The sequence below is a fragment of the Bacteroidota bacterium genome (assembly GCA_018266755.1).
In the GTDB taxonomy this organism is placed as follows: Bacteria; Bacteroidota; Ignavibacteria; order Palsa-1295; family Palsa-1295; genus JAFDZW01.
The window spans coordinates 820303-832506 of sequence record JAFDZW010000005.1 but is presented as its reverse complement, the minus strand read 5'-3'; the positions used below and the strand labels follow the sequence as shown (position 1 = coordinate 832506).

Here is a 12204-nt window from a genome sequence, read left to right as displayed (position 1 = left end):
TCTAATACTGATATGAATCTTTCAATTCAAGACCCCGAGATCGCCCAGGCGATCGCACAGGAAATCGGACGCCAGCGCGAAGGCCTCGAGCTGATCGCCAGTGAAAATTTTGTTTCCGCACAGGTGCTTGCAGCGCAGGGGAGCGTGATGACGAACAAGTATGCCGAAGGATATCCTGGCAAGCGATATTACGGTGGTTGCGAGTTCGTCGATGTCGCCGAAAATCTCGCACGCGACCGAGTCAAGAAGCTCTATGGGGCCGAGTATGCCAACGTGCAGCCACACTCGGGTTCGCAAGCGAACATGGCGGTGTACTTCACATTCCTGAAGCCTGGCGACAAAGTGCTCGGAATGAACCTCGCCCATGGCGGGCATTTGACGCATGGGCATCCGGCAAATTTTTCCGGGCAGCTGTATCAGTTCAGCGCCTACGGCGTCTCGAAGGAAACCGGGTATATCGATTATAACGACGTCGAAGCGCAAGCGCACGCCAACAAGCCGAAGATGATCACGGTCGGCGCAAGCGCATATTCGCGTGACATCGACTTCAAGCGTATGCGTGAGATCGCCGACTCCGTCGGTGCATGGCTCATGTGCGATATGGCGCACCCGGCAGGCCTCATCGCAAAAGGGCATCTGACGAGCCCGTTGCCGCACTGTCACATCGTGACGTCGACAACGCATAAGACCCTTCGCGGACCGCGTGGCGGCATGATCCTGCTCGGCAAGGATTTTGAGAATACCTGGGGCGCCGTTGCACCGAAAAGCGGACGGACCAAGATGGTATCCGAACTGCTCGATTCGACGGTGATGCCCGGAATTCAAGGTGGGCCGCTCATGCATGTGATCGCCGCAAAAGCCGTTGCATTCGGCGAGGCGCTCGACCATCAGTTCACGGCATACGGTGCGCGCGTGATCAAGAACGCACGTGCGCTTGCGGCAGCGCTGGTGTCGAAAGGCTATAATATTATTTCCGGCGGCACCGATAATCATCTGATGCTCGTGGATCTGCGAGCCAAGAACATCACCGGCAAAGCTGCGGAGGAAGCACTCGATCATGCGGCGATCACCGTCAATAAAAATGCCGTGCCGTACGACGATAAACCTGCGCTCGTGACGAGCGGTATTCGTATCGGCACATCGGCGGTCACGACCCGTGGCATGAACGAAGGCGAGATGGTACAGATCGCAGAACTGATCGACCGGGTGATCACGAACAGCGACGATGCCAAAGTCATCGCCGGCGTTCGTGAGGAGGTCCGGACACTCACCAAGGGCTTCCCGCTCTACGAAGGGATATTCTGATCTGAATGGCTGACGAAGATCGTTCGACACGTATCGACCCCGAGATGTCCGTATGGGACCATCTCGAGGAATTGCGCTGGGTAGTCATGCGTGCGGCGATCGGGATCGTCGTTGCAATGATTCTCTGTGCAATTTTCAGCGACTGGATCCTCGAACAAGTCATTCTTTCGCCGGCGAGGAAATACGCACCGGCGTTTCAATTTATCACGACAGAGATCTACGGTCAACTCGATCTCTATATGCAGATCATTATCTGGGGCGGAGTGATCGTCTCCTTCCCATACTCGATCGTGCAGATCTGGAAGTTCGTCGAGCCCGGCCTCTATTCGCACGAGAAGAAATACGTCAAGACCATTACATTCTACACGGTCTTTAGTTTTCTCGTCGGCATGGTCTTCGCCTATTTCGTGATGTTGCCCATGACGCTTGACTTTGCGGCGGACTTCGGCTCGAAGTACATCAAGATCATGCCGGATGTTCATAAGTATTTGAGCGTATTCTTGATGACGATCGTTATCTCCGGCATCGTCTTCGAGCTTCCGCTCGTGTCGTACTTTCTCGGTCGTCTGGGGATTCTGACGCCGCCCTTCATGCGGCATTATCGCAGGCATACGATCGTCGTATTACTATTCCTTGCCGCGATTCTTTCGCCCGGCGGGAATCCGATGCTGCAATTGATCTTGTTCCTGCCACTCTGGGCTCTGTTCGAACTTTCCATCTTCGCGTCGATGCTTGCGCAGCGTCACCGTCGAAAGAAAGAACTGGAGAACCAGATCTGATGCCCGTCTCCCTTGACCAGATCCTCTTGCCCGTGACGGCGGAGCTCTCGGAGTTTCGCTCGCGAATGAAAGGGGCGATGCTCTCCGACGTGCCGCTCGTGAATCTCATTGCAAAGTATCTCGTGCGTACGAAAGGGAAGCAGGTCCGGCCGATGCTGGTGTTACTGGCGGCAAAAGCATGCGGGACTGTTGACGACACCACCTATCGTGCCGCATTGCTCGTCGAGTTGTTACATACCGCGACCTTGGTCCACGACGACGTGATCGACGAGGCGGACACTCGGCGCGGGTTCGCGAGTGTACGGGCGCTCTGGCGCAATAAGGCCGGCGTGCTGATGGGCGATTACTTGCTCGCGAAAGGGTTGTTACTGACGATCGACTCGAAGCAATTTCATCTGCTCGAGATCACCTCGACGGCAGTCCGTCGCATGAGCGAAGGCGAGTTGTATCAGTTACAGAAGTCCCGTCAGATGAACACGGACGAAGCAGCATACTTTCGTATAATCGCCGACAAGACGGCATCGCTCATCGCGACGTGTACGGAAATGGGTGCGGCAAGCGTGGTCGACGGCGGGCGCAACGCCGACGAACGAGCGATGCTGCGCGAGTATGGAGAGTGTGTCGGGATCGCATTTCAGATTCGCGACGATCTCTTCGATTACGAACGGAATGCGGCGATTGTCGGCAAACCTGTTGGTAATGATCTCGAAAACCGTAAGCTGACACTCCCGATTCTGCATACGCTTTCTACGATCGATCCCAAAGAAGCCAAGCGCATTCGCTCGCTGATCAAATCGAAAAAGGTCAGCGCTTCCGAGCGCGATCTGATCATCAATCTCGTCAGTGCAACCGGCGGACTCGACTATGCTCGTGCGAAAGCAGAAGAGTATTCCGCACGCGCACGAGCAGCCATCGCGCCGCTACCACCAAGTGCAGCAAAACAGGCGCTGGAAGATTTCTCCCACTTTGTGATCGAACGTTCGAAATAGCTTACCCTTTGACGGCGCCTGCGGTGAGCCCCGCAATGATCTTGCGTTGAAAGACTGCAAAGAGAATGAGCACCGGGATCGCCGATAGCCCTGCGCCTGCCATCAAGTGTCCGATATCGATGGATTGTTGTCCCTGAAAGAATGTCAGCGCGACAGGTAACGTCCGGAGCTTGTCCGTATTGGTAAAGAGAAACGGGAAGAGAAAGGCATTCCAGGTATTGAGAAACTGGTAGAGAAACAGTACAATGAGCGCCGGACGGGTGAGGGGGAAAATGATCTTATGGATCACGCTCATGAGGCTTGCGCCATCAAGCAACGCCGCTTCTTCCAACTCTTTGGGCAATTCGCCGATGTACTGACGAAGCAGAAAGATACCGAGCGGAGTTACAAGAAACGGGAGCGTCAGTGCAAAGTATGTGTTGATCCAACCGAAGGTCACCATTTCGCGGTACAAGGGGATCATCACGACATACGCCGGGAGCATCAATACCAGCAGCACCGATGTAAAGAGTGTGCGCTTGAAGGGGAAGTCCAGCCGTGCGAATGCATACGCCGTGTACAAACACAACACGCAGTTACCAACGGCAACGAGGAATGCGACCACGGTGGAATTGACAAAGTAGCGCCCATAACTATCCGCAGAGAGAATATCGGAGTAGTTCGACAGCGTGAATCCTTTTGCGATGAGCTCCGAGATCGTCGCAGATCCCGCCGGGTTCGGCGAGAGTGACAACACGATCATCCAGAGCAACGGGAAGAACGTCGCAACCGAAGCGACGATCAGCAACGCATAGTTCAGGATGCGGAGCGGTTTGATACCCTGTGCCATTTCGCTTACTCTCGTGTTCGAACGACAATCTTGCTGGCAGCGATCTGCACTACTTCGACGGACGAACCTGCCGGCACGAATTCGCCGGTCGTCACGACATCCACATGCTTCCCGTCGATCATTGCGGTACCGCTTGGCCGAAGCGGTGTGATCGCCAATCCGAATCGTCCGAGAAGGTCGTTACGACCAGAGCTGATCGCTGTCGTCGACGATGACGAAACTTGATGGACAAACTTCCGCATCAATCCCCAACCCGGCGCATACCTTATTATGATGAACATTGCGACAATGAAGCCAAGCAACGCGCCGGCAAGCACCTCCGATGTCGTTCGGATCCGCTCGGGTGTCAGCGCACGCAGATCGCCGGCAAGGGCAAGGAATAAGCCGAGGAATACGCCGGTCAAACCAAGCACTGCCGCTACGCCAAACGAGGGGATTGGTGTGAGTTCGATAAGGAAAAGAAAAATACCGACGAGAAAAAGCACCAACGCCATGATCGGTGCGATCTGGGTCACATACTGGGCGGTAAAGAACAGGATGAGCGCCGCGATCGACGTCAGGGTAATCATCCCGACATGACCCGTCTTGATCGTATAGAAAATACCTACAAGCCCGATGAGGATAAGGATACTGCTGACCATTGGCAGTGTCAGGAAGCGGATCACTTCGTCAGAGAGCGTCTGCGATGCTTCTGTGACTACCACATTCGAATATCCTGCGGTAGTAAGAGCCTCGTTGAGCGTATTCACTTCGCCGTCGATATACCCTGATTTGCGTGCGCTCTCGTTGGTCAGTGTCAGTAAGCTGCCTTTTGCCAGGGAGATGCCCGATGCACTGTCGAGGCCCAGTTGTTCGTCGACCATGGCGGCAGCGACGTTGGGGTTGCGGTGGTGCAGTTCGGCTGTCGTGCGCATTTCGGCGCGCATATAACTAACAACTTTTTCCGAAGCCTTTTCACCCGTCTCGTGGATCGGGGTTGCCGCGCCGAACGTGGAGCCCGGCGACATATAAATCTTCTGTGCGGAAAGCGTGATAAGCGCACCGGCCGAAATTGCACGTTTGTCGATAAAGGCGATCGTTGCGGGGACCTTCGCGTTGATTATTGCATCGCGGATGTGCGTTGCAACATCGAGTCTGCCGCCGAATGTATTGACTCGCAGCAGGATCACAGCATGCTGTTCCTGTGCTTCGTTGACGCAACGGTCAACATAGTTCGACATTGCGGGATCGACTTCGCCGATGATATCGATGACCTCGACCTTTTGCTGAGCGGCGGACGACCCGACCACGAACAACAAGGCGATCATCACAATGCAGGATCTGAGCATATAGTGTGGTATCGTTGTCGAACAAACACGCGAATACTCGCTTGGGTGTCATCGGCCTAGGAGCCCCGTTCCTATCTGGTGCCCTATTCTTCGCCTCACCGAGACCCACAAACCTAACGTTAATCAAATCAGGGCACTATCGGCCCCGTGGGCGGCTGTAACTTTTCACCCCCTCGAGAGTTTCTTCTCTAAGGAATACTGTTCCCCTGTTCAATAGTGCCGTGAGACACACACTCATTCTATCCTTCATCCTGCTGGTGGCAGCGCATGTCGCGCACGCCCAACTCAATACCTGGGTCACACAGAACCCTCCGAATCTTGCGGGAGTCTATCGTGCGGTGCAAATGGTGACGCCGACGACGATGTTCGCCGTCGGTGACGTCGGGATCATCGCCCGATCGTTAGATGGCGGGGTAACGCTGGAGAACAGGTCGATCATGCGAAAGTCGTTCTACGGAGTAAATTTCGCCGACTCGCTCACCGGGATGGTCGTCGGCGAAGAAGGCAATGCATTCAAGACGACCGACGGGGGGAATACGTGGCTGCCAATGAACATCGGCGGGAGCGAACAGCTCTATGGGGTCTTGATGGTCGATCACAACTTGGCATTAGTGTGCGGCGGGGCGAGCAGTTTTAGCAGCCTTCGCATCACTCGCGACGGAGGAGCTACCTGGAAACCGTATTCAGGCGAGTTAGGCGTTGGCGCGATCAAAAACATCCGAATGCTTCGCCCGGATTTTATCGTCTTCGTCGGCGCGAACGGGACGTACTACGTTTCCCGGGACTCCGCGCGGACCTTCCTTCAATATCAACTGCCATACCAAAACGATCTCAACGACGTCTGCTTCCTCGACGAATTGCATGTCGTTGCTGTTGGCGGTCCGAGCCGCTATTTGGTCGGCTCATCGGACCAAGGAGCCCATTGGCGGGCGCTCGATACGAATAACTTCACATTGGGCGCTGCCCAGTTGAATGGGGTGGACTCGAAAGATCCGCATGCAGTGGTTGCCGTCGGCGATTTCGGCGAGCTCTTGTACTCGAGCGATGGAGGCGACACATGGAATCGAAGTGACTTCGGTGCGCTGACATCGCTCAAAGGTGTGTCGATGTACTCGGCAACGAGTGGGTTGGTGGTCGGTCAGGATGGAGTGATTATGAGAACGACCGATGGAGGAGCGAGTTGGGAGTTCCTTCCGCGCCGACCGGAGATCCGTACACTTCGAACGGTGAGAATGATGCCGGACGGAAGTACCGGCTTTGCCGCAGGGGGCTACGGGTCGATCTTGTTTACACGGGATAGCGGTCACACATGGAATCCGGTCGAGTCGGGTACTATTGCAGGGCTGCTCGCGGCAGTTCTCAATGCCGACGGTCGGGGCTATATCGTCGGCGAAATGGGGACGCTGCTTCGGACGACCGATGCAGGCGCAACATGGGCTACGGTCAAGCTCAGTACAAGTAGACGATTGACGTGCATCGCAGAGGCGAGCCGCAATACGCTCTATATCGGCGGTGACTCAGCATTGTTCTTGAAATCGATAGATGGAGGAGAGTATTGGACACGGTATCATGGGCCGTTGCCCGATTCGTTCGGAGTCACTTCGCTGAATTTTTTCGATTCGTTGCGAGGGGTTGTTGGCTCGCCCGACGGAATGTGGAAGACTGACGATGCAGGAATTACCTGGAAGCAGGTCATTTCTACCGGATTACCTGCCGCGTGGATTGCAGTCGCGATTGGTAGTTCACCGACAAATGCATTTGCGCTTGGTACCTCGTTTGACGGTTCGTTTTATGCGCATACTACTGATGGTGGCGACACATGGGGAATAGCGATCTCTGGGAGCGTCGTGAGCCGGGCGTATGCAATTTATACTGCCGATGGTTACCATGCGACCGCCGTTGGTCGCTACGGTCAGATCACGCATGTCAGCAGCCCGGATGGAGTGTGGTCGCTTCAGACGACACTTACATCGAACAGCCTCTTCGGTGTCGGCTTCGGCTCGACGCATGCCGGGTGGAGTTGCGGAATTCGCGGGACGATTTTGCGCATCGATACCGACGAGCAGGCCGATGTGCGCAATCCGACACACGTCGTACTGCCAACCGTGGACATCGAGCGTATTTATCCAAACCCTGCTTCCGACCGGATTCGCTTGTTGATTTCAACACCGGAGAGCTCTTCGGCAACGATTTCAATCATGGACATCCAGGGGAAGAGGGTTCTCTCAAGAGATCTTGGTATCCTTACCGAAGGGGAGCACAGTTCCGAACTCGATGTGCGTGCATTACCCGCCGGTTCATATGTCGTCACGTTGACGACGGAATCGGCTTTAGCTACTGCTCAATTGGTTGTGGTGCGGTGACGGTGTATGTCTATTATGTGGCGAGGTCGATAGATGCGATGTAACATTGTTCTTAAAAAGATGCCTCTATTCGATCAACGTACTCGCGAATCGATTGGCGCCATGATTCGCTCAATTCTCATTTTCGTCGCATCGCTGTGTCTTGCGCACTCCGTGCACGGACAGCGTAATACGTGGGTTACGCAGAACCCCTCCAACTTAGCCGGCGTCTATCACGCGGTGCAGATGGTGACACCGACGACCATGTTCGCCGTCGGTGACGTAGGGACCGTCGCGTACTCCACCGATGGGGGATACACACTTTTGAGCAAATCGCTCACGACCAAGTCGCTTCTCGGCGTAAGCTTTCTCGATTCGCTCCGTGGAATGTGTGTGGGCGAAGCCGGCGTCGCATTTCAGACCACCGATGGCGGGGCCACGTGGCTGCCGATGAATATCGGTGCCGGATCGAACGAACCACTACACAGCGTATTGATGGTTGACGATAGCCTTGCGATCGCCTGCGGTGGCACGTCGGAGAGCGGCACGATTCATATTTCGCGCGATGGAGGAGCGACGTGGACGTTGTTTGCTGCCGAACTTGGGATCGGTATTGTCAAACGGGTTCGGATGCTTCGACCGGACTTCATTGTCCTCGTCGGTTTGAACGGGTCGCTCTATGTTACGCGAAACCATGCCGCGTCGTTCACGAAGTATCTTCTGCCATATCAGAACGACCTCAATGATGTCTGTTTCCTCGACGAGCAGCATATTGTGGCTGTCGGCAGCCCCGGCCGGTATATGCTTGGCACATCCGATGGCGGTACGCATTGGCATGCGCTCGATAGTGCGAACTTCGATCTCGGATCCGCCCAGCTCAACGGTGTCGATGCTAACGATCTTGCGCACGTGGTCACCGTCGGCGACTACGGTGAGATCCTCTATTCGACCAACGGAGGTGAGAACTGGACACGAAGCTTCTTCGGATCGCTTGGTGGATTGAAGGCGATTTCGATGTACTCTGCGCTTGATGGTATCACCGTTGGTCAGGACGGACTGATCATGCGTACATCCGACGGCGGCGTGACGTGGGAGTTCATCCCTCGTCGGCCGGAAGTTCGTACGCTGCGAGCGATCCGGATGATGCCGGACGGCCAGCGCGGATTCGCCGCCGGAGGTTACGGGACGATTCTGTATACTGTCGATAGTGGCCACACATGGATTCCCTCTGCAACTGGTGTCATCACCGGGCTCAACGGAGCAGTGCTTAATGAGGATGGGCGAGGGTTTGTCGTAGGCGACTTCGGCACGCTGCTGCGGACTAGCGATGCCGGCGTTACGTGGTCGCGCGTTACTCTCGCCACGTCGAAGACATTGCATTGCATCGCCGAGGCAAGCAAGAACACGCTCTATATCGGTGGTGACTCGGCACTGTTTCTGAAGTCGACGGACGGAGGGGCGTATTGGACTCGCTACCATGGGCCGTTGCCGGATTCATTTGCGATCACTGGGATGACCTTCTTTGATTCGCTGCAAGGGTTGGTGTGCTCGCCATTCGGTGTGTTCAAGACAACCGATGCAGGTATTTCGTGGCATTTGGTACTCTCTCCGATTGTGTGCGGGTTCATGAAATTATCGGCCAGTAGTATGATGCCGAATGCAATCGGTGTAGGTCTTGCAACGGGGGGACAGTTCACCGGTGCTGTCGGCTACAGTACCGACCGGGGAGAGACGTGGGTATGTACAGAATTATTACAACGCAGTCCGTTTCCACCGTCCGATGTCTTTACACCGGATGGAGTTCACGCGACCTTTGTAGGGCACTATGGATTGATCTATCATTCGGTTGATGGCGGTGTCACTTGGTCTACGCAATCAGCGCCGACAACAAATAATCTGTACGGTATTGTCTATGGCTCGACGCGTGCCGGGTGGAGTTGCGGGATTCGCGGGACGATTTTGCGCATCGATACCGACGAAGGATTGGATGTCCGAAATCCCGATGTCATTGCAATGCCGCATCTCACGATCGAACGAGTGTATCCGAATCCGGCAGTATCGCGGGTGCGCTTGTTGTATCAGCTTGACCAACCCGGCAAGGCGAACGTGCAAGTGTTCGACCAGCTCGGAGTACGAGTGCTGGACGCGCAGCTCGGTATGCGAGCGAACGGGGAGCATACCGACGAATTAAACCTCGGCGAACTTGCCAGCGGCTCGTATCTGCTCTTTCTTTCTGTTGGCAACGCTGCCGCAACCACACAGATCGTCGTTGTCAAATGAGGCGATCGGGGTAATACAAAGTCGTATCTCATATAGAATTCAAGCCGTAACGGTACTGTAACCTTTTAGGGGAATGATGGTTATTATTAGTTCGAATTTGGTGTGTAACTCTTTGGCTCTATGATCCGCTCATTCGTTCTGTTGATTGTATCGCTGTGTATCTATTCATCTGCCGACGCGCAGATCAATACCTGGATCACACAAAACCCGTCGAATATTGCCGGGTATTACCGCGCGATCCAGATGGTATCGCCGACGACGATGTTTATGGTTGGCGATAAAGGAACGGTTGCGCGTTCGACGGATGCGGGAGCAACGATCGTCAATCAATCGATCGGGTCTCAGAACCTCTATGCCGTGAATTTTATCGATAGCCTTACAGGCATGACGGTCGGTTCGAATGGTGCGGCATACAAAACCACCGACGGCGGACAAACCTGGAAAACGTTGAACATCGGTATTACCCAGCAGTTGTTCGGTGTGCTGATGGTCGACCAGAATACCGCGATTATCTGCGGAGGGACATCCAGCAACGGCCTGCTCCGAATTACGCGCGACGGCGGCAAGACGTGGAGTCAATATGGCGGCGAGTTGGGCTTTGGGTTTATCCGCGGTCTTCGTATGCTGCGGCCGGATTTCATCGTCTTCGTCGGTGATAACGGCGCGTTCTACGTATCGCACGACACAGCCCATACCTTCGTGCAATTCCAGATCCCGTATCAAAATACGATCAACGACCTGTGCTTCCTCGACGACCAACATATTGTGGCCGTCGGCAGCCCGAGCCGTTATATGATCGGGTCTCCCGATCAGGGCGTACATTGGCATTTGCTCGACAGCAACAACTTTACGCTCGGTGGTACGGCGCTGAACCGAGTTGATTCCAAGAGCCCGAATAGCGTGGTAGCCGTTGGTGACTACGGTGAGATACTCTACTCATTCGACGGGGGAAATAGTTGGAATCGCTCCTACTTCGGTTCGTTCAGTTCGATCAAAGGTGTCTCGATGTATTCCGATAAACTCGGAATGGTCGTCGGGCAGGATGGCGTCCTGATGAGAACAACGGATGGCGGAGCGACATGGGAGTTCATTCCGCGCAAACCCGAGATCCAGACGTTCCGCACGGTAAAGATGATGCCGGACGGCAAGACCGGTTTCGCTGCCGGCGGGAATGGGGCGATCCTGATAACCTCGGACAGCGGTCACACTTGGCTGCCAACGGTAAGCGGCACGAATCAGAATTTGCTCGCATCCATCCTCGACACCGACGGGCGTGGGTTTATCGTCGGTGAATTCGGCACGATGCTTTCAACGACGAATGCCGGAGCGAGCTGGAAACAGGTCCCCCTGGCTACGACGAAGCATTTCCGTTGTATTACACAAGCCAGCCGCAATGCAATCTATATCGGCGGCGACTCTGCACTATTCCTTCGCTCGACCGACGGCGGACAATATTGGACCCGTTATCATGGGCCGCTCCCCGACTCGTTCGGTATTAACGGCATTGCATTCTTCGATTCGTCGAGGGGAATGATCGCATCACCGGCCGGTATCTTCAAGACAACGGATGCAGGCATCTCGTGGAGGCTTGTCATGCCGACCACCGATTTTGCATTCAATAGTATCGCCGTCGGAACATCGCCGACCCATGCCTATGCCGTTGGGATTGGCTTTGGAAATTATACCGGGGCAGTAGCCTATACAGTCGACGGCGGGGATACATGGAACGCCACCGAACTGCAGACCGTCTCTCCGAAACCTCCGCAAGCGATCTATACTGCAGACGGATACCACGCGACTATGGTCGGACGAAACGGACTGATCTTGCATACGACCGATCCCACAAGTGCCTGGACTGCGCAGACAACCCCGACATCCAACGACCTCTTCGGAATTGCGTACGGCACAACCCATGCCGGCTGGAGCTGCGGTTTCCGGGGGACGATCTTGCGAATCGATACGGACGAGGAAGCCGACGTGAAGAATCCGACAGCAGCAACGGTATCAACGTTGCAGATCGAGCGTGTATATCCGAACCCTGCGGTGAACCGGATTCATCTATTATATCGCCTCGATCAGCAGGCACCGACGACGATACAAGTTTTCGATCTGCTCGGTGCCAGAGTGTTGAGCTCAATGCAAGGGCTGCAGTCCGACGGCGAGCATGCATGCGAATTCAATCTCGGAGGGTTGAGCACGGGGACGTACATTCTTGTCGTGGAAGCCGGAAATGCAGCCGCAACGACACAGATCGTGGTGACACGTTAGAGGCGTTGCCGATTGCGTTTCGGCAGCGACGGTTGTATCTTTAGAGGGCCTCAAACGTTGTCCTGACTGCTTGTTCGCATTCGC

8 protein-coding genes are annotated in these 12204 nt (G+C 55.0%); 6 read left to right on the top strand and 2 right to left on the bottom strand.

Translation table 11 applies throughout. The annotated features are described in order from the left end of the window. Window positions 1-12: 12 nt before the first annotated feature. Genes JSS75_08285 through JSS75_08275 form a run of 3 tightly spaced genes read left to right on the top strand, consistent with a single transcriptional unit; the run spans window position 13 to window position 3073 of the window. Complete coding sequence (locus JSS75_08285; protein MBS1903684.1) at window positions 13-1305, top strand: serine hydroxymethyltransferase; 1293 nt, start codon at window positions 13-15, stop codon at window positions 1303-1305. Window positions 1306-1310: 5 nt separating this feature from the next. Continuing rightward, window positions 1311-2084, top strand: coding sequence for a twin-arginine translocase subunit TatC (gene tatC / locus JSS75_08280; GenBank protein ID MBS1903683.1), 774 nt, complete (start codon window positions 1311-1313; stop codon window positions 2082-2084). Continuing rightward, the gene (locus JSS75_08275) at window positions 2084-3073 is read left to right on the top strand and encodes a polyprenyl synthetase family protein (protein ID MBS1903682.1); all 990 of its coding nucleotides are present in this window, start codon (window positions 2084-2086) and stop codon (window positions 3071-3073) included. The genes tatC and JSS75_08275 overlap by 1 nt, the downstream gene beginning before the upstream one ends. A 1-nt stretch (window position 3074) precedes the next feature. Here the strand turns inward: JSS75_08275 and JSS75_08270 are convergent, their stop codons facing one another. Both JSS75_08270 and JSS75_08265 read right to left on the bottom strand, forming a co-directional pair. Next, on the bottom strand, window positions 3075-3902 hold the full coding sequence (locus JSS75_08270) for a carbohydrate ABC transporter permease (protein ID MBS1903681.1): 828 nt from the start codon (window positions 3900-3902) through the stop codon (window positions 3075-3077). A 5-nt stretch (window positions 3903-3907) separates the two neighbouring features. Continuing rightward, entirely contained in the window at window positions 3908-5230 is a 1323-nt protein-coding gene (locus tag JSS75_08265; protein ID MBS1903680.1) for a nodulation protein NfeD, read from the bottom strand. 221 nt (window positions 5231-5451) lie between these two features. Between JSS75_08265 and JSS75_08260 the strand changes: the two genes are divergently transcribed. The 3 genes from JSS75_08260 to JSS75_08250 all read left to right on the top strand — a co-directional run bounded on the left by JSS75_08260 (window position 5452) and on the right by JSS75_08250 (window position 12120). Next, entirely contained in the window at window positions 5452-7593 is a 2142-nt protein-coding gene (locus JSS75_08260; GenBank protein ID MBS1903679.1) for a T9SS type A sorting domain-containing protein, read from the top strand. A gap of 102 nt (window positions 7594-7695) precedes the next feature. Further along, window positions 7696-9852 carry a T9SS type A sorting domain-containing protein gene (locus tag JSS75_08255; protein ID MBS1903678.1) on the top strand — a complete coding sequence of 719 codons (2157 nt, stop codon included), beginning with the start codon at window positions 7696-7698 and terminating at the stop codon, window positions 9850-9852. 120 nt (window positions 9853-9972) lie between these two features. Then, the gene (locus tag JSS75_08250) at window positions 9973-12120 is read left to right on the top strand and encodes a T9SS type A sorting domain-containing protein (GenBank protein MBS1903677.1); all 2148 of its coding nucleotides are present in this window, start codon (window positions 9973-9975) and stop codon (window positions 12118-12120) included. The last annotated feature ends 84 nt before the right edge of the window (window positions 12121-12204 follow it).

What these genes read in the sequence shown, in the direction of transcription:
- JSS75_08285 (MBS1903684.1), top strand. Translation starts at nt 13, where the DNA reads ATGAATCTTTCAATTCAAGACCCCGAGATCGCCCAGGCGATCGCACAG.
- tatC (MBS1903683.1), top strand. Translation starts at nt 1,311, where the DNA reads ATGGCTGACGAAGATCGTTCGACACGTATCGACCCCGAGATGTCCGTA.
- JSS75_08275 (MBS1903682.1), top strand. Translation starts at nt 2,084, where the DNA reads ATGCCCGTCTCCCTTGACCAGATCCTCTTGCCCGTGACGGCGGAGCTC.
- JSS75_08270 (MBS1903681.1), bottom strand. Translation starts at nt 3,902, where the DNA reads ATGGCACAGGGTATCAAACCGCTCCGCATCCTGAACTATGCGTTGCTG.
- JSS75_08265 (MBS1903680.1), bottom strand. Translation starts at nt 5,230, where the DNA reads ATGCTCAGATCCTGCATTGTGATGATCGCCTTGTTGTTCGTGGTCGGG.
- JSS75_08255 (MBS1903678.1), top strand. Translation starts at nt 7,696, where the DNA reads ATGATTCGCTCAATTCTCATTTTCGTCGCATCGCTGTGTCTTGCGCAC.
- JSS75_08250 (MBS1903677.1), top strand. Translation starts at nt 9,973, where the DNA reads ATGATCCGCTCATTCGTTCTGTTGATTGTATCGCTGTGTATCTATTCA.